This is a genomic window from Geobacillus stearothermophilus ATCC 12980 (assembly GCF_030369615.1).
Lineage (GTDB): Bacteria > Bacillota > Bacilli > Bacillales > Anoxybacillaceae > Geobacillus > Geobacillus stearothermophilus.
Genome location: NZ_CP128494.1, coordinates 662,587 through 686,475, shown reverse-complemented (window position 1 = coordinate 686,475; position 23,889 = coordinate 662,587). Strand labels below are relative to the sequence as shown.

Here is a 23,889-nt window from a genome sequence, read left to right as displayed (position 1 = left end):
GGCTAGGCATACATCGCCCGATACCGCTTATACTCTTCCTCCGAACAAAGCACAAAATGGCCAGGCGTAATTTCGCGGAATTCAAGTTCCTCTCCATCTTTGTAGCCATGTTGCGCCGGATCGTAAACGATCCGCTTGCGCGTCCGCTCCGTTTCCGGATCAGGAAGCGGAATGGCCGACAAGAGCGCCTTCGTGTATGGGTGGATCGGATTGCGGTACAGCTCTTCCGATTCAGCGAGCTCGACCATTTTCCCGAAATACATCACGCCGATCCGGTCGCTGATGTATTTGACCATCGACAAGTCATGGGCAATAAACAAGTACGTCAACCCTTTTTCACGCTGCAGGCGCTTCAGCAAGTTGACGACTTGCGCCTGAATGGAAACGTCCAGCGCCGAGATCGGCTCATCGGCGATGATGAATTCCGGTTCGACGGCGAGCGCCCGGGCGATGCCGATCCGCTGGCGTTGCCCGCCGGAAAACTCATGCGGATAGCGGCTCGCATGCTCGCGGTTCAACCCGACCGTCTCAAGCAGCTCATAGACGCGCTGCATCCGCTCCTCTTTCGTTTTCGCCAATCCGTGGATGTCAATACCCTCAGCGATAATGTCGGCGACCGTCATCCGCGGATTCAACGACGCATACGGATCTTGGAAAATCATTTGCATTTTTCGGTTTAACTCTTTCAGCTCTTTTTTTGATTTTTTGCCGTGTACGTTAACGCCGTTAAACAGTACTTCTCCGTCTGTCGCCTCATACAGCCGAATGATCGTCCGCCCCGTTGTCGACTTGCCGCAGCCCGACTCGCCGACAAGGCCGAACGTTTCTCCTTTATAAATGTCAAACGTGACGCCGTCGACCGCTTTCACCACCTCGCCGCGGCCGGCCGGGAAGTATTGTTTTAAGTTTTTCACTTCAAGCAGCTTTTGCTTAGCCACGCGGCTTCCCTCCTTTCCGGGCGACGATGTCAGCAAACCGTTTCATCCGTTCGCGCACGATCGCCGGCGGTTCCACTTTCGGTGCCTTTTCATGCAACAGCCATGTCGCCGCATAGTGCGTATCAGACACTTGGAACATCGGCGGCTCGAGCTCATAGTCGATTTTGAGCGCATACGGATTGCGCGGCGCAAACGCATCGCCTTTTGGCGGATTTAACAAATCCGGCGGCGAGCCCGGGATCGAATACAGCTCCGTATCTTTATGATCAAGGCTCGGCATCGAGGCGAGCAATCCCCAGGTGTACGGATGTTTCGGATTGTAAAAAATTTCATCCACCGTGCCGATCTCCACGATTTTCCCGGCATACATCACCGCCACTCGGTCGGCCATGTTGGCGACAACCCCTAAATCATGGGTGATGAAAATAATCGACATGCCGAGCTTTTTCTGAATGTCTTTCATCAACTCCAAAATTTGCGCCTGAATCGTCACATCCAGCGCGGTCGTCGGTTCATCAGCGATCAAAATTTTCGGATTGCACGCCAAGGCGATGGCGATGACAACACGCTGGCGCATTCCGCCGGAAAATTGGTGCGGGTATTGCTTCATGCGCAGCTCGGCGTTTTTAATGCCGACCAGCTGCAATAGTTCAATCGCCCGTTTGCGCGCTTCCTCTTTCGACAGCTTTTGATGTTTTAAAATTGCTTCCATAATTTGCTTTCCGATCGTCATCGTCGGGTTGAGCGACGTCATCGGATCTTGGAAAATCATTGAAATTTTCGCCCCGCGGATCGATTGCATGTCTTTCTCCGACAGCTTGGTCAAGTCTTTTCCTTCAAATAAAATTTCCCCTTGCTTGATTCGGCTCGGCGGCGTCGGCAACAGGCGCATCAACGCTTTTGAAGTCACTGATTTCCCAGACCCTGACTCGCCGACGATCGCCAGCGTTTCTCCCTTATACAAGTCGAACGTGACGCCGCGAACCGCCTGCACTTCACCGGCGTGGATGTCAAAGGAAATATGCAAATCGTTCACCTGCAAAATTTTCTCCATCGGTTTCACCCCTTCCGTCGGTTATTTGCGCATTTTCGGGTCGAGTGCATCGCGAATTCCGTCTGCCACCAAGTTGAAGCTTAAAATGAGCAAGCTGATGACAACGGCCGGAATAATCATTAAATGCGGATATGTTTGGATCGATTTGTATCCGTCATTGACAAGCGAGCCAAGCGACGCTTCCGGCGGACGGATGCCAAGGCCGATAAAGCTCAAAAACGCCTCAGTGAAGATGGCCGATGGAATCGTGAACATCGTCGTAATAATGATCGGGCCGATGACGTTCGGGATCAAATGTTTGAAAATAATCCGTGATGTCGGCGCTCCGAGCGTCCTTGCCGCCAGCACGTATTCCATGTTCTTTAATTTCAACACTTGTCCGCGCACGATCCGCGCCATCGTCGTCCAACCGGTAATGACCATCGCCAGCGTGATGGAAATGATTCCAGGCTCAAAAATCAAAATGAACAAAATGACCATAATTAAATACGGGATGCCGTTTAAAATTTCGATGATCCGCTGCATCACATTGTCGACGCGGCCGCCATAGTAGCCGGAAATGCCGCCGTACGCAATCCCGATCAATAAGTCGATCAACGCCGCCAGCAAACCAATGTAAAGGGAGATACGCGTGCCATACCACGTCCTCACCCACAAGTCGCGTCCTAAGTCATCCGTGCCAAACCAATAGTACTCTTTCACGCCGCGCTGTTTATACACATCAACGCCGTTCGCATCCCGGCCGTCAAACGGAAGCCAATGAATATGTTCAAGCACCGGGATTTTCGGTGGAAGTTTCGCATGCCGCAAGTTTTGATCTTTATACGTCCGGTCGCTCGCCATCGGGGCGATGATCGCCATGAGCGCCAAGATGATAATCATCACGAGCCCGACGATCGCTGCCTTGTTTTCCCGAAGGCGAAGCCAAGCATCCTGCCAAAACGTCAAGCTTGGACGATTGATTTTTTCCTGCTCACCAACGTTCGGCGGGGCGGGCTGAAACCATTCCGGTGACAGTTGTTCGTATTGTTGTTTCGCCATCATTTTTTCCCTCCCGCTAACCGGATGCGTGGGTCGACAACCCCGTACAACACATCAACGATGAATACTGCCAAAATCAACAAGGCGGAATAAAACAACGTCGTTCCCATAATAACCGGGTAATCGTTCAGTTCAATCGAACGGACAAACTGTTCCCCAAGACCAGGGACAGCAAACAGTTTCTCAATGACAAGCGTTCCCGTCATTAAATTGACGGTCATCGGTCCTAAAATGGTAATGACGGGGATAAGCGAGTTGCGGATGGCGTGCTTGATGATAACCCCCGCCTGGCTGATCCCTTTCGCCCGAGCCGTCAAAATGTAGTCAGAGCTTAACACTTCCAGCATTTCTGTGCGCATAAAACGGGCGATGCTAGCGATGACCCCGACAGACAGCGCCAATGTCGGGAGAATCGTATATTTGAAGCCTTCCCAAAAAGCGACCGGAAGCCATTGCAGTTTCACAGCGATAAAATATTGCAAAAACCCCCCTAACACAAACGACGGAATCGAGGCGCCCAACACCGCAATGACCGTAGCAGTGTAATCTTCCCAATGATTATGTCGAATCGCCGCGACAATTCCGAGAATCAACCCGACGATCGTCCCAAACACAATCGCCTGAAACCCGAGCTGGGCCGACGGGCCGATTCGATCGCTGATGAGCTCTGTCACGGGGCGGTTGTCATATTGGAACGATACCCCCAAGTCTCCTTTCAGCAAATTCCCTAAATATTGAATGTATTGAACCGGCACGGGCTTATCCAATCCGTACTCTTTTAAAATAAGCGCCTTCTGTTCCGGCGTTAATTTCTCTTGGTTCTGAAGCGGCGAACCAGGCAACAGCTTCATTAAAAAGAACGTCAACGTCGCAATGATAAACAACGTGATGATCATATAAACGAACCGCTGAAGCGTATACCGCGCCATGACCGCACCTCCTCTGCTTTTCTATAATCTTCGTTGTTTTTCGACATTTTTCGCCTTGACAGGCAAAAGGAGAGTATATGCCTAGGCATATACTCTCCTCCGCATTTTCAAGAGAACAACGGATTACTCGACATACGCCCATTTCAAGCTGTAGTCGGCGCCGAATGTATGCGTGACGAAGTCTTTGACATACTCGCGTTGCAAATAGGCAGCGCCGCGTTGGTACAGCGGAGCGATCGGCATTCCTTCAAAGACGATTTTTTCTGCTTTCAGCATCGCATCCCAACGAGCTTGCTGATCGTTGGCAAGCGTCGTTTGCGCGTCTTTGATCAGCTTGTCGTACTCAGCATTCGACCAGCCTGTTTGGTTGTGCGGGCTTGTCGACGTCCAAAGCTGCAGGAACGTCATTGGGTCTTGATAGTCCGGACCCCAGCCGGAGAACGACAAATCATATTGCATGTTGCTTTCGAGCTTCAGTTTTTGTGCAAACGGTTGTTGCTTAATGTTGATCGTCAAGCCCGGCAAGTTTTGTTCAAGCTGCGCTTTCACATACTCGCCGATTTTCTTCGCGTTGTCGGTGTCAAAGTTCAGCAATTCAAGCGTAAATTTGTCTTTGCCCAGCTCTTTTTTCGCTTGCTCCCACAATTTTTTCGCTTCATCCGGATTGTAATTGACCAAATCGCCATTCACATCGCGGAAGTCTTTGCCATCCGGACCGGTGACGAAGTCTTTCGGAACGGTGAACTTCGCCGGAATCGAACCGTTGTTCAAGAGCGTATCGACCATCGCTTGCGTGTCGATGGCCATCGCAATCGCTTTGCGGGCGTTGACGTTGTTCAACGGTTCTTTTTTCGTGTTCATGCGCAGCCAGAAGATCGACGGATCCAATTTCGTATGGAAGTTTTTGTCGTTTTTGTACTTATCCACGAACTCCGCCGTCAAGCCGACGCGGTCCGTTTGTTTTGTTTCATACAAGTTGACGGCTGTCGCCGTGTCTTTCACGACTTTCACATTGACTTTTTCCAGCTTGACGTTGTCTTTGTCCCAGTAGTTCGGGTTTTTCGTATATACCCAACCTTGTTCATGCTTCCACTCGCTCAACACGAATGGGCCATTGTAAAGCGTCGTATTAGCTTCGAGACCGTATTTGTCGCCTTGCGCTTTCACAAATTTTTCGTTTTGCGGCATGAACGTGCCAAACGCCGTCAAGCCGACGAAATACGGAGCCGGGTTTTTCAGCTCGACTTTAAGGGTGTAGTCATCAAGGGCTTTGACGCCGACTTGGTCAAGCGGCACCTTGCCTGTGTTGGCTTCTTCCGCGTTTTTAATGTCGTACATAATGTACGCATATTCCGATTTCGTCTTCGGATCAAGCACGCGCTTCCAGGCGAATTCGAAATCGTGCGCCGTCACCGGATCGCCGTTCGACCACTTCGCATCTTGGCGAAGCTTGAACGTATACGTTTTGCCGTCTTGGCTCACTTCATAGCTTTCCGCGATCCCTGGCACCGGTTTGTTGTCTTTGCCTAAACGGTACAGACCTTCCATGACGTTGTTCAGCACGATAAACGATACTTGGTCGGTGGCCATCGCCGAATCAAGCGTCGGAATTTCTGAGGAATCAAGCAAGTTCAGCACCTGCTCCTTTTTCTCCGCCGGCTTTTCGCCGCCCTGGCCGCCTTGGGCGTTGTCGTTGTCCTTGCCCCCGCCGCAAGCCGCGAGGAACGTTGACAGCGCGAGAAGCAGGACGAGGAAGAAAGAAAATCGCTTCTTCACTAAAAACCCCCCTTAGGTTTATGTAGTGTATTACAAATCTTCTGAACCGTTTGATTTCAGAAGATTGTACTTACATCGCTTATTATATCCTGTGATAGTATATTTGAAAAGGATTTTTTATTTCCTTAAAATAAAAAAATTCAAACTACTTACAAACGGGAGAGGATCGGATTGCATTTACACCTGCATTGTAACGACTTTTGCCACCATTGTAAACAAAAAATTTCTGCCTACAGAAAAAAGAAAACGATTACAATATGATTTTTTTGCCCTTCCTTTCAGCTTCGAAGCAAATCTATCCTGAACTTCCAGGTTATTCTATATTTTTTGATATAATTTTGTTAATAATTTTGACAATCTTCCCGCCCACATGATTTATGATAAAATAAGCAGTGAGAAGGGAAAGGCGGGAACAGACGATATGAAACAAACGGTTGTGCGGACTGGATGGCTCGTCGTTGCGATGCTGGCGGCAAGCGCACTCATCGTAATAGGGCAAGGAGCATGGAGTACGGTGGCCTTTATTAACGTTTCGTTTTTGCTCTCCCTTTTGCCTCTGTCGCTCGGCGGGCTTTTGTTTGTTTATGAACGCGGGTTTTTCAACGGATTCGCATACGGGTTTCGCCGATTGCGCAGAAGCAGCGCGAGGGTGGAGCGGTATCTTGAGGAAGCGGCAGCAGAACATGAATCGGATGAGCTGCTCGGTCCGCGGCGTTTCGCCATCACGTATCCGCTTCTCTTTTCTGGTCTGCTTCTGTTTTTCGCGATGATTGCCGCCGGATATGCCGTGCAATAAGGTTGCAACAGCTGAATGTTTTCCGTATAATATAAGGCAAATCTAGGATCAACCGAGCGATGAGAAAGAAGAGTACATATTGGCGATGCCTTCAGAGAGCTTGTGGAAGGTGCGAACAAGCGGCTAGCCATATGGAATGGGCTTTCGAGCTTCCCGCCGAACCGGCGACGCAGTAGGCGAGGACGTTCCCCGCGTTACAGGGGGCCATGCGCAAAGCATGGGCTGAGCGATTGCGCTTCTTGACGCAATAAATAGGGTGGCACCGCGGTCCTACCGTCCCTATCAGAGGGCTGGCAGGGCCTTTTTTATTTTTGGCTTGAGGGAGTGAAGATCGATGAAAACCATTTTTTCCGGCATTCAGCCAAGCGGCGTCATCACCATTGGCAACTATATTGGGGCGCTGCGGCAGTTTGTCGAGCTGCAGCATGAATACAACTGCTATTTTTGCATCGTTGACCAACACGCCATTACCGTTTGGCAAGACCCACACGAACTGCGGCAAAACATCCGCCGCCTCGCCGCTTTGTATTTGGCCGTCGGCATCGACCCGACGCAAGCGACGTTGTTCATCCAGTCAGAAGTGCCGGCGCACGCTCAAGCCGCTTGGATGCTGCAGTGCATCGTTTATATCGGCGAACTTGAGCGGATGACGCAATTTAAAGAAAAATCGGCCGGCAAAGAGGCGGTCAGCGCCGGGCTGCTCACGTACCCGCCGCTGATGGCCGCTGACATTTTGCTTTATAACACCGACATCGTCCCGGTCGGCGAAGACCAAAAGCAGCATATCGAATTGACGCGGGATCTGGCCGAGCGCTTCAACAAACGGTATGGCGAGCTGTTTACGATCCCTGAGGCGCGCATTCCGAAAGTCGGCGCCCGCATCATGTCGCTTGTCGACCCGACGAAAAAAATGAGCAAATCCGACCCCAACCCGAAAGCGTACATCACACTGCTTGACGATGCGAAAACGATCGAGAAGAAGATCAAAAGCGCGGTCACCGACTCGGAAGGAACGATTCGCTACGACAAAGAAGCGAAGCCAGGCATTTCGAACTTGCTCAATATTTATTCGACCCTATCCGGTCAATCGATCGAGGAGTTGGAGCGGCAATACGAAGGAAAAGGATACGGCGTCTTCAAAGCAGACCTCGCTCAAGTCGTCATCGAAACGCTTCGACCGATTCAAGAGCGGTATCACCATTGGATGGAAAGCGAGGAGCTTGACCGCGTGTTGGATGAAGGGGCGGAAAAAGCAAATCGGGTTGCATCGGAAATGGTGCGCAAAATGGAGCAAGCCATGGGGCTCGGGCGGCGGCGGTAAATAGCCGCATCCAGCGAAGCCATACAAAAACGGGCAGGCGCCTATCGCCTTGGCCCGTTTTTTAATTGACTTTTGGTTCTTGCTCCATTTCCCACAGTTTTTCGAAAAATGGCTGCCCTTTGATCAAGTTTTCGCACAGCTGCTCATGCCGTTCGGACCACCCGTATTTCGTCTCGTTATACAATTGTTCCCACGCTTCATCAAAAGACATTTTTTGAATAGCGGCGTATTTTTCCGGCGCCCATTCCGTATACCAATAGCGCATCTGGGCAGTATTTTTTGTCGAATAAAGCTGGTCAAGCGCCATAAACAACAGCTGTTTCAACTGCCGCTCTTTGCGCGTGAGTCCGCACATCAGTTCCGGAGCCGGCGATAAAATGTGGTATTCTTTTTCATACCTCGGCAGCGGATAGTCCCGTTCCTCCGCTTCGGCCGCCACTTCGTAGACGAGTTGTTCCTGACGCGGAATGAGACGGCTTTTGCGAATCGGGATTTGATAACCGATTGTATCGACAGCCAAAACGCCGGCGCCGTCCGTGACAACGAAACAATAGTCCAGCTGAATGCGTTCATGGTTTTTGCGGACATACGCCTTCTGATGTACATCGTCTAGCAGCGGTTTTGGAAGATCGGACAAGCTGTTTTCAATGTAATGAAACAGGGCCGGGGATACTTTTAACAGCGGCACTTGGTCGAGCAGCTCGATTTGATCGTCCTTGCGCCATTCATGGAAATGACAGACGTTGTATCCGTTCTCTTCTCCTTCAAACCAGTTGACCCAAATGTCGTGCAGATAAAGCATGCGAGACCCCTCACTTCCAGACGTGTTTGTCCATCAGTATAGGCAGAGGGTGGGAATTTTATTCCATTTCGTCCTCTTTTCCCCTCTAGGGGCTGCGGCTTGGAAACGTCAAGCTCCCCCACATCAAAAGAAGGCCAATAGGGAATAAATAACATTCCACCCTTGTCGAAATATAAGATAAGTATTCGTAAAAACCACGCTCTGGAGTGATGATGTTCAAATAGGCGATCACCATCATGCCGCCGACGACTGAAAAACCGAAACCGACCAAATAAAAAAACAGGCGGACCACCGGGCTTTCCCTTCCTTCTTGTCCACGTCCTTGTTCTACATATATGTCGGCGCCATGGACAACATGCCTGTTTGCGCCCGATGCCCCTAAGATTCTTGTGATAACCGGACAGCGGCGTCCGCCATGCGGTTTCGAGCTAAGACGCTCCTTGCTGTTTGCCTGAAAAGCCCGCCAACTCCGCGATGTCTTTCGCTTCCATCTTCATCAATTGGGCGAGCGAATAGCCTCTTTCTAGGCAACGACGGATGATGGCATACCCAACGGCATAGCCCCCCATTTTCGGATGCCATCCAAGCCCGTACAAAATGCGGGAAGTATGCGGATGCGAAACGGGCAAATGTTGGTTCGGGACAATATAACGCCGCCAAAACCGTTCCATCTCCCGATCGGTGTAATACTTCGTCCATCCCGCACACTGCTTGACGCCGACTGTCTCGGTGACGGCATGCTCCGCCAATCCTTCCATCACGACGGCATCCAGCAACGTCGCATCTTCGCCTTCGTTCGGCAACTGCTTGAGACGGCATACATGGTTGTATTCATGCGCCACCAACGCGGCGATCTCCTCGTCGCCATGATCCGGCAGCAAGAAGAAAAACAATTTATCAGCAAACGCCACCCCGCCTTTTCCTTGGAATTCGCGCACAAGCTTCCAGTTTTCGTCATCGGCCGGCAGCAAACATACCGGAACGTCTGGCCCCTTCCATATCCCCCGTTGCCGTTCATACAAACGGCCAAGACGTTCCCAAAGACGGCGCTCTTTCATCTCCGGCAAAAGCCGCTCGGCCTGTCGAGTGCTTCGGTACATGCCATACAGCCGTAAATAGCTGTAAATCTCACGCGCCGACGCTCCTTTAAAAAACGAACTCAACCTCCCGCACAACAGGAGCGGGTCCCCCTCATCCTCTTCCAGCCATCGATCGGTTGGAAGCAATCCCATCGCTTTTCCCTCCTTTTCTCTTACGTTATGTCGGCAGGGAAAAGACGGTGAAACAAAACAAAAAAGAGAGCCTGACGCTGAACCGAACCCGCCGTTAGTCACGCGTTTTCAGCTCTGCTCAACCAAGGCTCTCCTTTTCATCCATTACACATATTTTTTAAAAATCAATGTCGCATTATGGCCGCCAAATCCAAATGAGTTGCTTAAGACCACACGCACGTCTTGCTTGCGCGCTTCATTCGGCACATAGTCGAGGTCGCATTCCGGATCCGGTGTTTCGTAGTTGATCGTCGGCGGAATGATGCCGTCGCGGATCGCCAGCACGGAGAAAATCGCTTCCACCGCGCCGGTCGCCCCGAGCAAATGCCCAGTCATCGACTTCGTCGAGCTGACGGCGAGCTTATAGGCATGATCGCCGAATACTTCTTTGATCGCCTCCGTCTCATACTTATCATTGTACTCGGTGCTCGTGCCGTGGGCGTTGATGTAATCAATGTCCTCCGGCTTCAAGCCGGCGTCTTGAAGCGCCTGGCGCATCGCCCGCACGCCGCCTTCGCCGCCCGGCGCCGGCGCGGTGATATGGTACGCATCGGCGGTCGCGCCGTAACCGACAATTTCGGCGTAAATCTTCGCGCCGCGGCGCAGCGCGTGCTCCAATTCCTCCAAAACAACGATTCCTGCTCCCTCACCCATGACGAAACCGTCGCGGTTTTTGTCAAATGGGCGGCTCGCCGTTTTTGGATCTGGATTGGTTGAGAGAGCCGTATTGGCGCAAAAACCGGCGAACGACATTTTCGTAATCGGCGCTTCCGTCCCGCCGGTGATCATGACATCGGCGTCGCCGCGCTGAATGACTTTAAACGCATCACCGATCGAGTTCGCCCCGGTCGCGCAAGCGGTCACCGTGCACGAATTGATCCCTTTCGCTCCAAGGATGATCGATACTTGCCCAGCGGCCATATCCGGGATCATCATTGGCACGAAAAACGGGCTCACTCGGCGATAACCGCGCTGCTGGAAAATCTCAAACTGCTGTTCAAACGTCTCCATACCGCCGATGCCAGAACCAATCCAAACACCGACCCGTTCAGCGTTGCTTTCATGAATGTTGAGATTGGCATCTTTGACCGCCATAAGCGCCGCAGCGACGGCGAATTGGGTAAATCGGTCCATCTTCCGCGCCTCGCGGCGGTCGATAAACAGCGACGGATCGAAGTCTTTCACTTCCGCCGCCACTTTTGCCGGAAAGTCGTCCGGATTGACGCGGGTGACAATGTCGATGCCGGACTGGCCGGCGATGATGTTTTTCCACGTCGTTTCTGCGTCATTCCCAAGCGGGGTGACGGCGCCTATGCCTGTCACGACGACTCGTCTTTTTTCCATCGTTTCCGTCTCTCCTTTTTTTATTTCGATAATATCCGTGCCGTTAACGGCCCCAGCGCAAGGCAATCGCGCCCCACGTCAGCCCGCCGCCGAATCCGACCATAATGATGAGATCATCGTCACTGATTTTACCCGCTTCCAGCTCTTCTACAAGCGAAATCGGAATAGATGCGGCCGACGTGTTGCCATATCGGCGGATCGTCGTCGATATTTTCTCTTCCGGCAGCTCGAGCCGCTGTCTGGCCGCTTCGACGATGCGAATGTTCGCTTGATGAGGAATGAGAAAGTCGACATCGTCTTTCGTGAGCCCGGCTTTTTCAAGCACACGCACGCTTGATTCTCCCATTTGCCGGACGGCGAACTTGAATACTTCACGGCCGTTCATGACGATATATTCGTCTTTGTATAAATGTTTTCCTCCTGTTCCGTCAGCTCCCAACTCAAAAGATAAAATCCCGCGCCCGGGCGACACCGGACCCATGACGACCGCTCCGGCGCCATCGCCGAACAGCACCGCCGTGTTGCGGTCGGTCCAATCGGTGATTTTCGATAGTTTGTCTGCCCCCACTACTAATATATACTTGTAGGTGCCTGTGTCAATAAATTGGGCGGCCGTGACCATCCCGTACATAAACCCCGCGCAGGCAGCGCTAATATCAAGCGCAGCGGCGTTGACGGCGCCAAGCCGCTCTTGCAGCATGCAAGCGACCGACGGAAACGGACGGTCCGGGGTGACGGTGGCAACTAAAATGAGATCAATATCCTTCGCCTCAATGCCAGCGTCTTGAAGCGCCCTTTCTGCGGCAAAATACGCCATATGGGACGTATCGATGTCATCCGGAGCGATGCGGCGCTCCTCGATCCCGGTGCGCGTCCGGATCCATTCATCCGATGTATCCATCATTTTTTCCAAATCAAAGTTGGTCAACACTTTTTCCGGCACATAGCGGCCGACCCCGATAATTCCTGCTCCCATATCATTCATCTCCTCTTTCTTTCCCAAAATGGCAAAAAAACGCTCACGCTGACAACCAAACTTGAATGTACAATCAGTCTACATTATCAATTATTATTACTTGGTACTAATTTTAGCCGAAAGAGCGTGGATGCGCAATAAAAAACGAAAGTTGAACCAGCGTTTTCCGTTCCCCTAAGGCATTTGTCCAAACCGCTTTTTCCTTTCTGCCATACAATACAAATACGAGCGACCATCGCATGAAAGGGAGGATCGCCCATGGCCAACGGCGAAGCACAAGAACAACATCGCGAACGGCAAGACCATTTTTCCCGCCTAATGTTCGGATCTTTTCCTTCTCGCACAACCGGCGAGCGCGAAGATCAAGGGAGCGAGGCAGAACCGCCTTTACTGCCGAACATCGATTTCATGAAGCTGTTTGAAAACGTCAATACGCTAGCCGACTCATTGCAACAATTAAAACCGCTCGTGAAAAAGATCACCTCGCTCGTCGACTTATTGAAAAAATAGCAGGGGCTGATCCAAAAAAGCGGTAATACCCCTATCTGAGGCAACATGGAAAAATAGACCACCTTGAAAACCCGGTACAACCACGGGGGTCAGAGGTGGTCTTTTCAATACTTGGGTGAAATTTCATCAAAAAGGAGCTTTTGAGTCAGCTCCTGCCCTTGTCGTTTACGGGAGTTCATTGTATTGGCAGAAAAATTGCCCGATTTGCCGAGCCAGTTGGCGCCGTTTCTCCGGCAGCTCGTAAACGACGCGCACCCGGTTGTTTGTCGTTTTCATCCATTGTTCATATTTACGGCTATGCAAGGCGGATGGATACGAGCTCACTCCGGCCAGCTGCCAAATCGTCACCGGAACGTCATGAGGACTGAGAAAGAGGGACGGAACAGCCTCGGGCACCTCCTCTTCTTTCAAGCCATAGGCAGTCGCGATTTCCCTCACCATCCGCCGGTACACGAATGGATGTTCCTGTTCATAGTCAAGCTGGGCGCGTACGTCAAGGCAAGGGTTGATCATGGCGACGGCGCGGATTTGACTTGGCATGGCGCCAAGCAGTTGCAAAGCAACGAGCGCGCCCATTCCTTCGGCAACGATATAGATGCGCTGGTTCACAATTTCGCTTTTCAACACCGAGTAAATGAGCTGGCGCGCCAGCCGGACCGCTTTCGGACTCCCCCAATGCCAGCCGTACAAATGGGACGAAAAGACCGTATACCCACGTTCCAACCAATCTTCCAGCCATTGGCGCCGCCCCGGATGCTCGAGCCAAAAACTCGTCTGTTCGTTCACAAAATGGTCGCCGTCGCCCATTAAAAAAAGGGCAAACCCATTTGGGCGCTCCGGCACGTGAACGATGCACCCTTGCTCATCGAGTTGAAAAAACCGCCGTTGTCCTGCCATCGTTTCCATTCACCCTTGTTTGGCAATGCATAATGGTACAGTATACGATATGCGCGGCCAAAAAAAACGTCCGGGTATATGCCTACGCGACAAATTGTGATAAGATAAGAAAAGAAAAGGAATGACGAGAAGACGGGAGGAACAAAGATGCGCTTGTTTTGGACGTTTTTTTGGACGTTTTTGCTCGTGCAAATGGCAACGTACGTCATGGGCTCGATGCAAGGGACCGGCTATGATTTCGCAACCGGCGCCTTGCTTGGCGTGATCGTGACGATCTTAGTCTTCGTAATTGCAGCCTTGATTCCGGACGAGCCGGCCGGGGATCACCATCATTGATCATTCGCTTCATAAGACAACGCCTTGGGGTGAAAGTCCCAAGGCGTTGTTTTTTGTCATCTTTAACCGAGAATCCTCCCACTTCAACACCTATATAATAGATGCAATTTGAAGCTTTAACATTTGTAGCTTTTACCGAGCATTTGATCGACTGTCGGGCGACCGAACAACGTCGCTTTCAGACCCATGTATGGATCTGTGAAGCGGGTGGTTGTTCGGTCTTCCGTCACTCCTTGACGTGACGGAGGCAAGCCTGTGGCTTGCCTTCGACAGTCGAAAAATGGACAAGCGACTTTTCCATCAAGGATATGTTAAACTTTTTCGTTGCATCTATATAGGTGTAAGTGGAGGAGCATTCCATCCATATTGATCTGGGCTTGTGTTTTCCGCCCATGCTCAAATAATGCGACCAACCCCGGCAGACAAGAAGCACGTCTCTCCGCGTCGTCGGCGCCCCCTTCAGCTCGTTTACGCCGACGGACGAATGGCGATCTGCCCGTTGTCAACATCGACCGTGACGGTGCTGTAATCTTTCACCCGCCCAGCGATCAGCTCTTTCGCAAGCGGCGTTTCGATTTGCTTTTGCATAAACCGTTTGAGCGGACGGGCGCCGTATACTGGGTCGAAGCCCGCTTCGGCGATGTATTGCTTCGCCGCTTCGGTCAGCACGAGTTCGATATGCCGATCGGCCAAACGGGCCGACAGCTCGCGGGCGAACTTTTCGACGATGCCTTTCACTTCATTCATCGACAATGGCTTAAACAAGACGATATCGTCGATCCGGTTTAAAAATTCTGGGCGGAAATGGGCGCGCAGTTGGTCAAACACTTGTTTGCGCGTTTCTTCATCGATGTCGCCCTGTTTGTTTTCCAACAACAGCGGCGATCCGATGTTCGATGTCATAATGACGACCGTGTTTTTAAAGTCGACCGTCCGCCCTTGCGAATCGGTGAGCCGTCCGTCATCCAGCAGCTGCAACAGGATGTTGAACACGTCCGGATGAGCTTTTTCGATTTCATCGAACAACAGAACGGAATACGGCTTGCGCCGCACCGCCTCGGTCAGCTGGCCGCCTTCCTCATAGCCGACATAGCCGGGCGGCGCTCCGATCAAGCGGGAGACGGCGTGTTTTTCCATATACTCGGACATGTCAAGACGGATGAGCTGCTCCTCACTGTCAAACAGCGCCTCGGCGAGCGCTTTGGCCAGTTCCGTTTTGCCGACGCCGGTCGGTCCGAGGAACAAAAACGATCCGATCGGGCGGTTCGGGTCTTTCATGCCGGCCCGCGCCCGCAAGATGGCGTCGGCGACAAGCTCGACCGCTTCGTCTTGACCGATGACCCGTCTATGCAGCAATTCATGAAGGCGAAGCAGCTTTTCCCTCTCTCCCTCGACGAGGCGGGTGAGCGGAATGCCAGTCCAGCGTGACACGATTTCGGCAATCTCTTCTTCCGTCACTTCCTCGCGCAGCAATTTCCCTTCACTTTGCTCACTGATTTCTTGCTCGAGCTGTTTGAGTTGCTTTTCCAACTGCGGAATGCGGCCATGGCGAAGCTCCGCCGCCTTGTTTAAATCATACTCGTTTTCCGCCTCTTCCAGTTCGCGTTTTGCCCGCTCGAGCGCCTCGCGCAAACGGCGGACGCGGTCAAGCGCCTCTTTTTCTTTTTGCCATTGCGCTTTCATGGCGTTCGCCTTTTCACGCAAATCGGCAAGTTCTTTTTGCAATGCCGCAAGCCGATCGCGGCTCGCTTCATCCGTTTCTTTGCTTAAGGCCGCCTCTTCAATTTCCAGCTGCATGACGCGGCGCATCACTTCGTCCAACTCCGACGGCATCGATTCCATTTCCGTCCGGATCGTCGCGCACGCTTCATCGACCAAATCGATCGCTTTGTCAGGCAAAAAGCGGTCAGAGATGTAACGGTCGGACAAAACGGCGGCCGCGACGAGCGCCCGGTCGTGAATTTTCACTCCATGGTGCACTTCATACCGTTCTTTCAATCCGCGCAAAATCGAAATCGTGTCCTCGACACTCGGCTCTTGGACAAGCACTTGTTGGAAGCGGCGCTCGAGCGCCGGGTCTTTTTCGATGTATTGCCGGTACTCATCAAGCGTCGTCGCCCCGATGCAGCGCAACTCGCCGCGAGCAAGCATTGGCTTTAACATATTGCCGGCGTCGATCGCCCCTTCGGCCCGGCCGGCGCCGACGATCGTGTGCAGCTCGTCGATAAACAAGATGATGCGGCCCTCGCTTTTTTTAATTTCGTTCAATACAGCCCTCAGCCGCTCTTCAAACTCACCGCGAAACTTCGCTCCGGCGACGAGCGCGCTCATGTCAAGAGCGAAAATCGTTTTGTCTTTCAACCCGTCCGGGACGTCTTTGCGCACGATGCGCTGGGCGAGCCCCTCGACAATAGCGGTCTTCCCAACGCCCGGCTCACCGATCAGCACCGGGTTGTTTTTCGTCTTCCGCGACAAAATGCGGATGACGCGGCGAATTTCGCTGTCGCGGCCGATGACCGGGTCGATTTTTCCCGCCTTCGCTTCGGCGACAAGATCGCGCCCGTATTTGGTCAACGCTTCATAGGTTGCTTCCGGATGTGGACTCGTCACGCGCTGATTCCCCCTTACCTTTCTCACGGCTTCTACCAGTGCTTGCTCTGTCAAGCCAAACGATGCCAGTTGCTGGGCAACCGACTCGGCGCCATGAGACAGCGCGAGCAGCACATGTTCGACCGATATGTACTCATCTTGCATTCGTTTCGCTTCGTTTTCCGCCCCCTCAAGCAGCCGCGCCAAGGCAGGCGCAACGTACATCTGTCCCTCTCCCGCTCCGTGCACTTCCGGCTTTTGGCGAATCCGGTCTTGCAGCCAGCGGATCGCCTGAGCGCGGTCGGCGCCGCAAAGGGCAAACAGCCGCGGCGCCAAGCCATCTTCTTGCTCGAGGAGCGCCAGCAGAAGATGTTCAACATCAAGCTGTTGATGATGCCGCTCTTTGGCGAGCGACTGCGCCGCCATGAGCGCCTCTTGCAGTTTTTCTGTCAAACGGCTTACGTCCATGCCGTCCCCTCCATTTGACCTTCTTTGACCATAAATCATTATAGCGGATCGCAAAGCGCACGGCAAATGAAAAGCCACTCCATACTTGGAATGGCTTTTGTTCTGCTTCACGGTTTGCGCAAATACGTCCAATGCCGGTTATGGTTCGACGTTTCTGGAAACGTATCGCCGGCTTTCAGTTTCAGCTTTTTCGGGTGCTTTACATTGTCTCCCGTTTCGCCGATTTCAATATACACGCCGTTGTTCGGCGCTTTATCGCCTGGTTTGAAATGGCGCGGTTGGCCCATTTGTTTCATCCCCCTTGCTTCGATTGCATTTGTTATCATGCCCGGTTTCATCGCTGTTCATAAGAAGGAAAATGATGGAGGATCGCAAACGGAACGCCAAGCTGTTCACAACGAAAAGGAGCTCTCCCCTCGAAATCCTTTTCAAAGTGAAAAAGGAACTCCCGAAACGGGAATTCCCCCTTTGCTATAAAACGGACAACAAAATCGCTTTTTGCGCATGAAGCCGGTTGCCGGCCTGCTCAAAGACGACCGAGTTCGGACCGTCCATGACGCCGGCCGTCACTTCTTCGCCGCGGTGGGCCGGCAGACAATGCAAAAAGAGATAATCCGGTTTTGCCGCTTTGACGAGCTCTTCGTTGACTTGATACGGCTGAAACACTTGCAGCCGCTCAGAACTTTCGCTTTCTTGGCCCATGCTCGTCCAGACATCCGTATAAATCGCATCCGCCCCCGCCACCGCCACAAGCGGGTCGTGCGTCACCGTGACGGCGGCGCCTGTCTGTTCACCGACCCGGCACGCAGCCTCGACATATTCTTTCTTTGGCTCATAGCCCGGTGGACAGGCGATGGCGACATCCATGCCGACTTTCGCCGCGGCCACAAGCAAGGCGTTGGCGACGTTGTTCCCGTCGCCGACATAGGCGAGCTTGACGCCTTGGAACGTTTTCTTCACTTCATAAATCGTCAGCAAATCCGCCAACGCCTGGCACGGATGATCGTCGTCCGTCAGGCCGTTGATGACCGGAACGGACGCATATTCGGCCAACTCCTCGACTTTTTGATGGGCAAATGTGCGAATCATAATGACATCGACGTATTGCGACAAGACGCGGGCCGTATCGGCGATCGTTTCGCCGCGGCCAAGCTGCAAATGGTTTCCGTTTAAATACATCGCCTGGCCGCCAAGCTGAATCATGCCGACTTCAAACGACACGCGCGTGCGCGTTGACGGCTTTTCAAAAATCATCGCCATTGTTTTCCCGGAAAGCGGCGTATACGATACACCGGCTTTTTGTTTCGCTTTTAAATCAGCTGCTAACGCCAGCAAGTCCAAAATTTCTTCTGTCGAGAAATCAAGAAGCGTTAAAAAATCTCTCCCTTTTAATGACATCACTGCATTCATGCGATCACCGCCTGTTCTGCCTGTTTTTTCTTTTCCAACCAGCCATGGATCGGCTGCACATCAAGATGATCGACATCGAGCGCCTGCAAGAAGAGCTTCAATGTCTCACGTTCCGTGAAGACGAGCAATTGTCGGGACAACGCAGTCATTCGTTTGTTCGCTTCGCCTTCCTCTTTGCCCAAGTCGATCACTGCAAGCGCCGTGTCGCGCTTCACCCAATCGGAAAACGGGACATCAGCGACGATGGTCAGCTGTTTCGCCGTCATCTCTGCCTCCAGCTCGGCGTCGATGTTGCCGATGACGTAGACCTCGTTCGCGTTCGCTTTCTTTTGCAAATACGGATAAAACGCTTTATACGCCGCTTCCTCCTTCGTTGCGGCGATGCTGATGCCTTCACCGGTCGATTTCATCTCCGGTCCAACCATCGGGTCAACCCCCGGCAGCTTATGGGTCGAAAAGACCGGATACTTTAACACGGCGTACGGCATGACCGCCAATCCGCGAGCTTTTTCGTCAACGATGTCGACGAGTGATTTCCCAAGCAATAACTTTGTCGCAATTTGCGCCAATGGCACGCCGGTCGTTTTGCTGACGATCGGCACCGTCCGGCTCGCGCGCGGGTTCACTTCCAGAACATATACATTGCCGTCCGCAATGACATATTGAATGTTCATAATTCCTTTAAAGCCGAGTTTTTTCGCAATCCGGCCCGCATAGTCGATGATTTTCGCTTTTTCTTCACCTGTGAGCGTCTGCGCCGGCAGCCAAGCATAGCTGTCACCGGAGTGGACGCCGGCTTTTTCGACGTGTTCAATGATGACCGGCAGCACGATGTCTGTTCCATCCGTCACGATGTCCGCTTCTGCCTCTTTCCCGTCCAAATACGCATCAATCAAAATCGGATAGGTCAACTCGCCTTGCTCGATCAAAGCAGCGAGCTGCGCCTCGCTATGGACGATAAACATGCCGCAGCCTCCGATGACATACGACGGACGAAGCAGCACCGGGTAGCCGATCTCAGCCGCTTTGGCGGCGAGCTCCTCGGCATTGTTCGCCACCAAGCCCGGTACGTGCGGGATGTCAAGTTCCTCAAGCAACTGGTAAAAACGATCGCGGTCCTCGAGCTGGTCAATCATATCGTACGTGACGCCAAGCAGCGGCACACCTGCTTCTTCGAGTCCTTTGACCAAATTGATCGCCGTCTGACCGCCAAATTGAACGATGACATGCTTGATTTGTTCCGCTTCGATAACATCGAGGACGCTCTCAAGCGTCAGCGGTTCAAAGTACAGACGGTCGGCGACGGCAAAGTCGGTGCTCACCGTTTCCGGATTGTTGTTGATCATCACCGTTTCATAGCCCTCTTTTTGCAAGGCGAACACGCTATGAACGGAGCTGTAGTCAAACTCAATGCCTTGGCCGATGCGGATCGGTCCGGCTCCAATGATCAGCACTTTCTCTTTGCCGCTCGGTTGTTTTCGCTCGTCTTCGCCGAAATAAGTCGAGTAGTAATAATCCGTTTCTGAATGAAATTCGGCCGCGCACGTGTCGACCATTTTGTATGACGGCACGATGCCAAGTTCCTTCCGCTTGTTGCGCACGTCAAGCTCCGTCACGCCCCACGTTTCAGCTAAAAAGGCGTCGCTACATCCTTTTTCTTTCAAGAAACGGAACGTTTGCTCCTCAATCGTATCCAACGTTGCAGCCGCTGCCTGTTTTTCAAGGGCGACAAGCCGCTCGAACGAGCAAAGGAAAAAGCGGTCGATTTTCGTCCATTTGTGAATGGCTTCAACCGCCACCCCGCGGCGGAGCAGTTCCAAAATCGCGAAAAAGCGGCGGTCGTCTTTGTCGACAAGCAGCTGTTTCAGCTCATCATTCGTTTTCACCGAAAGCTCCGGCAACAACAGTCCGTTGTTTTTGCCTTCGAGCGACTGCACCGCTTTTTGAAACGCCCGCTCCATGTTACGGTCGATCGCCATCACTTCCCCGGTCGCCTTCATTTGCGTGCCGAGCTTCCGATCCGCGTGCGGAAACTTGTCAAACGGCAAGCGCGGAAACTTGACGACGACATAATCCAAGGCCGGTTCAAAGCTGGCGTACGTCGTTTTCGTCACCGGATTGACGAGTTCCGCGAGCGTATAGCCGACCGCCAGCTTCGCCGCAATGCGGGCGATTGGGTAGCCGGTCGCTTTCGAGGCGAGCGCTGACGAGCGGCTGACGCGCGGGTTGACTTCGATTAAGTAATATTGTTTGCTGTTCGGGTCAAGGGCGAACTGAATGTTGCAGCCGCCGATGATCCCTAATGCGGAAATGATCTTCACCGCCGACGAACGGAGCATTTGGTACTCCTCATCGGTCAACGTCTGCGACGGTGCGACGACGATCGAATCGCCCGTGTGGATGCCGACTGGATCGACGTTTTCCATATTGCAAACGGTAATGCACGTATTCGATTGGTCGCGCATCACTTCATATTCAATTTCCTTAAATCCGGCGACGCTCCGTTCGATCAAACATTGATGAATCGGGCTTTCGTTCAATCCTTTTTCCACGAGCGCGAGAAACTGCTCCATGTTTTCGGCAATGCCGCCGCCCGTCCCGCCGAGCGTATATGCAGGACGAATAATGATCGGAAAACCGATTTGTTCGGCGAACGCGACCGCTTCCTCGACGCTTGTAACAATTTCGCTTTCCGGCACCGGTTCGCCAAGCTCGTGCATCAACGCGCGGAACGCTTCGCGGTCCTCCCCGCGCTTAATCGCTTCAATCGGTGTTCCGAGCAGTCTCACCCCATACTTTTCAAGCACGCCGGCTTCATGCAGCTGAAACGCCAAGTTGAGCCCTGTCTGGCCCCCGAATGTGGCGAGCAGCCCGTCCGGGCGTTCTTTGGCAATAATCGCTTCGACCGCCTCAACGGTGAGCGGTTCAAAATACACGGCATCGGCATGGACATCATCGGTCATGATCGTCGCCGGATTGTTGTTCACTAAAATAACGCGGTATCCTTCTTCCTTTAAGGCGATGCACGCCTGTGTGCCGGAATAATCAAACTCAGCAGCCTGGCCGATGACGATCGGCCCCGACCCGATCAGGAGAATCGATTGAAGCGAAGAATCTTTAGGCATAGACGTTCTCTCCCTTGAACACGGTTTGCAAAAATTCGTCGAAAATATAGCCGGTATCGTGCGGCCCGGGATGCGCCTCCGGATGGTATTGCACGGACAAAATCGGTTTATGGCGATGGACGATGCCCTCGACCGAACCGTCGTTGACGTTGATGAAACGAATGTCAAACGGTTTGCCCACCAAACTGCCTTCTTTGACGACATAACTATGGTTTTGCGATGTCATCATCACGTTTTGTTTCACCGCGTCCCACACCGGTTGATTGGCGCCGCGATGCCCGAAACGGAGTTTTTCCGTATCCGCCCCGTACGCCAAGGCAACGAGCTGATGGCCAAGGCAAATCGCAAGCGTCGGATACCGGTCGATCAGCTGACGGATAGCGGGAAGCTGATGGCGTAACTGTTTCGGATCGCCTGGGCCGTTCGAGAGGACAAGCCCGTCCGGTTTCAGCGCGTCAATCGCTTCCGGCGCCGTATCATGCGGCACAACCGTCACCCGGCAACCGCGCGCAAGAAGCGACTGCAAAATCGATTTTTTATAGCCGAAATCGACGAGCACCAAATGCGGGCCGCCTTCGCCGTATGTTTCGATCGTTCTCGTTGACACCGCGCGCACGGGAAATACTGCTTCCACGCCTCCAACGGCTGAAATCGGCGACAAACTTAATTCCGCCATCATCGTTCCAGCGGTGCGGATTTCTTTCACAAGGGCGCGCGTGTCCACGTGCGTGAGAAGCGGAATGTTCCAATGCTGCAAGTATTCCGCCAGACTGTATTTCGCCCCGTAATGAAACCCTTCTCGGCTCGCTTCGTAGACGACGACCGCTTCGACGTGCGGCCGCTTGCTTTCAAAATCGTTTTCGTTGATGCCGTAATTGCCGATGAGCGGGTACGTAAAAACGATGATTTGGTTTTTATACGACGGGTCGGTCAACACTTCTTGATACCCGGTCATGCCGGTGAAAAAAACGATCTCCCCGCTCACCTTTTCTTCAAGCGGAGCGGCGAGCTCCCCGCTGAACGTTTTTCCGCTCGCCACATGCAAATACGCTTTCATTGGCGCCACCTCATCGTTTGAGTTTTTATAACCGTTCGGGAATTTTTATGCATGAACAAGAATAAAAATTAAGCCGTCGGCCGTCCGTTTACAAGACGGCTGAGGCGTTGGCGTTGTTCAACACGTTTGTCAAAATGTCCACCGCTTCATCGATTTCCGCTTTCGTCACGACAAGCGGCGGCAACAGGCGGATCACGTTCGGCCCCGCCGAAAGGACGAGCAAGCCGTTTTCGTGAATCAATGGCAACAGCGGTGCGACGTCCGTTTGGCACTCGATTCCGACCAGCAGCCCGAGTCCGCGCACGTCCTTGACGATGTCAAGCGAAGCGAGCGCGTCATGGAGGCGTGCAAGCAAATAGCGGCCTTTCTCCTGCACATCTTGCAAAAACGCCGGATCAAACACCACTTCTAACGTCGCCTTGGCGGCGGCCATCGCGATCGGGTTGCCGCCAAACGTCGACCCGTGCACCCCAGGTCCAAACGATTCTTTCAAAAACGCTTTGCCGATCATCGCCCCAACCGGAATGCCGCTGCCAAGCCCTTTCGCTGCGGTGATGATGTCCGGCTCCACATCAAAGTGCTGGTACGCAAACGGCTTCCCAGTCCGGCCGATGCCAGTTTGCACCTCATCGATGATCAAAAGCGCCCCGTGCTGTTGACACAGCTCCGACGCTGTCTGCAAAAACGCCGGGTCAACCGGGCGGACGCCGCCTTCCCCTTGGACGACTTCAAGCATGACTGCCGCCACTTCTTCGCTCATCGCCTGCTTGAGCGCGTCGACATCATTCAGCGGCAAGTGAATGAATTCCGGAAGCAGCGGACCAAAACCGCTATACACTTTCTCCTGCCCGGTCGCCGTCATCGTCGCGAACGTGCGGCCGTGAAACGACTGGCGGAACGTAATGACTTTATGTCTCCCGGTATGTTTGCGCGCCAGCTTCAGCGCCGCCTCGTTCGCTTCCGCCCCGCTGTTGCAGAAAAAAACATAATCGCCGGCGCTGTGGGCGACAAGCAAGGAGGCGACCTCTTCTTGAATCGGGATCGTAAACAAGTTCGAGACGTGCCAATATTGATTCAGCTGTTGTTCAATGCCCGTTTGGACATGCGGATGGCGATGGCCGAGATTGCAGACGGCAATGCCGGAAACAAAGTCGAGATATTGTTTTCCGTTCACATCGGTCACCACCGTCCCTTCGGCCGACTGGACGGCGATATTCCAACGGTTGTAAGTTGGAAACAGCGCGCTCAT

The 23,889-nt window shown here is 52.9% G+C and carries 21 protein-coding genes and 1 other annotated feature; of the genes, 4 read left to right on the top strand and 17 right to left on the bottom strand.

Translation table 11 applies throughout. From position 1 onward, the window contains the following. Positions 1–2 precede the first annotated feature (2 nt). From QSJ10_RS03695 to QSJ10_RS03675, 5 genes are all read right to left on the bottom strand, one after another. On the bottom strand, positions 3–938 hold the full coding sequence (locus QSJ10_RS03695) for an ABC transporter ATP-binding protein (protein WP_033015644.1): 936 nt from the start codon (positions 936–938) through the stop codon (positions 3–5). Next, on the bottom strand, positions 931–1,992 hold the full coding sequence (locus tag QSJ10_RS03690) for an ABC transporter ATP-binding protein (RefSeq protein WP_049624938.1): 1,062 nt from the start codon (positions 1,990–1,992) through the stop codon (positions 931–933). The genes QSJ10_RS03695 and QSJ10_RS03690 overlap by 8 nt, the downstream gene beginning before the upstream one ends. A 21-nt stretch (positions 1,993–2,013) precedes the next feature. Continuing rightward, on the bottom strand, positions 2,014–3,036 hold the full coding sequence (gene opp3C, locus QSJ10_RS03685; protein ID WP_033015639.1) for an oligopeptide ABC transporter permease: 1,023 nt from the start codon (positions 3,034–3,036) through the stop codon (positions 2,014–2,016). Further along, positions 3,033–3,962: an oligopeptide ABC transporter permease gene (opp3b, locus tag QSJ10_RS03680; protein ID WP_011230313.1), complete on the bottom strand. Its 930-nt coding sequence runs from the start codon at positions 3,960–3,962 to the stop codon at positions 3,033–3,035. The genes opp3C and opp3b overlap by 4 nt, the downstream gene beginning before the upstream one ends. Before the next feature lie 123 nt (positions 3,963–4,085). Next, the gene (locus QSJ10_RS03675) at positions 4,086–5,738 is read right to left on the bottom strand and encodes a peptide ABC transporter substrate-binding protein (RefSeq protein ID WP_053532174.1); all 1,653 of its coding nucleotides are present in this window, start codon (positions 5,736–5,738) and stop codon (positions 4,086–4,088) included. Between the two features lie 421 nt (positions 5,739–6,159). Between QSJ10_RS03675 and QSJ10_RS03670 the strand changes: the two genes are divergently transcribed. Together QSJ10_RS03670 and trpS are read left to right on the top strand one after the other, a co-directional pair. Continuing rightward, a complete protein-coding gene (locus QSJ10_RS03670) occupies positions 6,160–6,534 on the top strand; it encodes a DUF3899 domain-containing protein (RefSeq protein ID WP_053532173.1) in 375 nt (124 codons plus the stop codon). Positions 6,535–6,584: 50 nt separating this feature from the next. Next, positions 6,585–6,818: a binding site (T-box leader), on the top strand. 50 nt (positions 6,819–6,868) lie between these two features. Continuing rightward, a complete protein-coding gene (gene trpS / locus QSJ10_RS03665; RefSeq protein ID WP_033015631.1) occupies positions 6,869–7,855 on the top strand; it encodes a tryptophan--tRNA ligase in 987 nt (328 codons plus the stop codon). A gap of 61 nt (positions 7,856–7,916) precedes the next feature. On the opposite strand, the gene QSJ10_RS03660 is transcribed toward trpS, so the two are convergent. The 5 genes from QSJ10_RS03660 to QSJ10_RS03640 all read right to left on the bottom strand — a co-directional run bounded on the left by QSJ10_RS03660 (position 7,917) and on the right by QSJ10_RS03640 (position 12,248). Beyond that, positions 7,917–8,657 carry a YjbA family protein gene (locus QSJ10_RS03660; RefSeq protein WP_049624649.1) on the bottom strand — a complete coding sequence of 247 codons (741 nt, stop codon included), beginning with the start codon at positions 8,655–8,657 and terminating at the stop codon, positions 7,917–7,919. Positions 8,658–8,742: 85 nt separating this feature from the next. Beyond that, positions 8,743–8,949 carry a YuzI family membrane protein gene (locus QSJ10_RS03655; protein ID WP_033015628.1) on the bottom strand — a complete coding sequence of 69 codons (207 nt, stop codon included), beginning with the start codon at positions 8,947–8,949 and terminating at the stop codon, positions 8,743–8,745. Positions 8,950–9,085: 136 nt separating this feature from the next. Further along, positions 9,086–9,889, bottom strand: coding sequence for a DUF2268 domain-containing putative Zn-dependent protease (locus QSJ10_RS03650; protein ID WP_049624650.1), 804 nt, complete (start codon positions 9,887–9,889; stop codon positions 9,086–9,088). Between the two features lie 144 nt (positions 9,890–10,033). Beyond that, a complete protein-coding gene (gene fabF, locus QSJ10_RS03645; protein ID WP_033015624.1) occupies positions 10,034–11,272 on the bottom strand; it encodes a beta-ketoacyl-ACP synthase II in 1,239 nt (412 codons plus the stop codon). 43 nt (positions 11,273–11,315) lie between these two features. After that, positions 11,316–12,248 (bottom strand): beta-ketoacyl-ACP synthase III, encoded by a 933-nt coding sequence (locus QSJ10_RS03640; RefSeq protein WP_033015623.1) that lies wholly within the window; start codon positions 12,246–12,248, stop codon positions 11,316–11,318. A gap of 258 nt (positions 12,249–12,506) precedes the next feature. Here QSJ10_RS03640 and QSJ10_RS03635 point away from each other — a divergent pair, with 258 nt between their 5' ends. Beyond that, positions 12,507–12,758 (top strand): hypothetical protein, encoded by a 252-nt coding sequence (locus tag QSJ10_RS03635; RefSeq protein WP_033015622.1) that lies wholly within the window; start codon positions 12,507–12,509, stop codon positions 12,756–12,758. Between the two features lie 165 nt (positions 12,759–12,923). Here the strand turns inward: QSJ10_RS03635 and QSJ10_RS03630 are convergent, their stop codons facing one another. Beyond that, positions 12,924–13,664: an alpha/beta fold hydrolase gene (locus tag QSJ10_RS03630; protein ID WP_053532172.1), complete on the bottom strand. Its 741-nt coding sequence runs from the start codon at positions 13,662–13,664 to the stop codon at positions 12,924–12,926. A 138-nt stretch (positions 13,665–13,802) separates the two neighbouring features. Between QSJ10_RS03630 and QSJ10_RS03625 the strand changes: the two genes are divergently transcribed. After that, the gene (locus tag QSJ10_RS03625) at positions 13,803–13,991 is read left to right on the top strand and encodes a YjzD family protein (RefSeq protein WP_053532171.1); all 189 of its coding nucleotides are present in this window, start codon (positions 13,803–13,805) and stop codon (positions 13,989–13,991) included. A gap of 468 nt (positions 13,992–14,459) precedes the next feature. Here QSJ10_RS03625 and clpB read toward each other — a convergent pair whose 3' ends face one another. The 6 genes from clpB to argD all read right to left on the bottom strand — a co-directional run bounded on the left by clpB (position 14,460) and on the right by argD (position 23,889). Then, positions 14,460–17,048, bottom strand: a complete 2,589-nt coding sequence (gene clpB / locus QSJ10_RS03620) for an ATP-dependent chaperone ClpB (protein WP_053532544.1) — start codon at positions 17,046–17,048, stop codon at positions 14,460–14,462. Positions 17,049–17,155: 107 nt separating this feature from the next. Continuing rightward, positions 17,156–17,335, bottom strand: coding sequence for a YjzC family protein (locus QSJ10_RS03615; protein ID WP_011230299.1), 180 nt, complete (start codon positions 17,333–17,335; stop codon positions 17,156–17,158). A 184-nt stretch (positions 17,336–17,519) separates the two neighbouring features. Beyond that, positions 17,520–18,458: an ornithine carbamoyltransferase gene (gene argF / locus QSJ10_RS03610; RefSeq protein WP_053532542.1), complete on the bottom strand. Its 939-nt coding sequence runs from the start codon at positions 18,456–18,458 to the stop codon at positions 17,520–17,522. Then, entirely contained in the window at positions 18,455–21,583 is a 3,129-nt protein-coding gene (carB, locus tag QSJ10_RS03605) for a carbamoyl-phosphate synthase (glutamine-hydrolyzing) large subunit (RefSeq protein ID WP_053532540.1), read from the bottom strand. Before carB ends, argF begins: the two co-directional genes overlap by 4 nt. Further along, positions 21,576–22,640, bottom strand: a complete 1,065-nt coding sequence (locus QSJ10_RS03600) for a carbamoyl phosphate synthase small subunit (protein WP_033015608.1) — start codon at positions 22,638–22,640, stop codon at positions 21,576–21,578. Before QSJ10_RS03600 ends, carB begins: the two co-directional genes overlap by 8 nt. A gap of 88 nt (positions 22,641–22,728) precedes the next feature. Then, positions 22,729–23,889 (bottom strand): acetylornithine transaminase, encoded by a 1,161-nt coding sequence (gene argD / locus QSJ10_RS03595; protein WP_049624660.1) that lies wholly within the window; start codon positions 23,887–23,889, stop codon positions 22,729–22,731.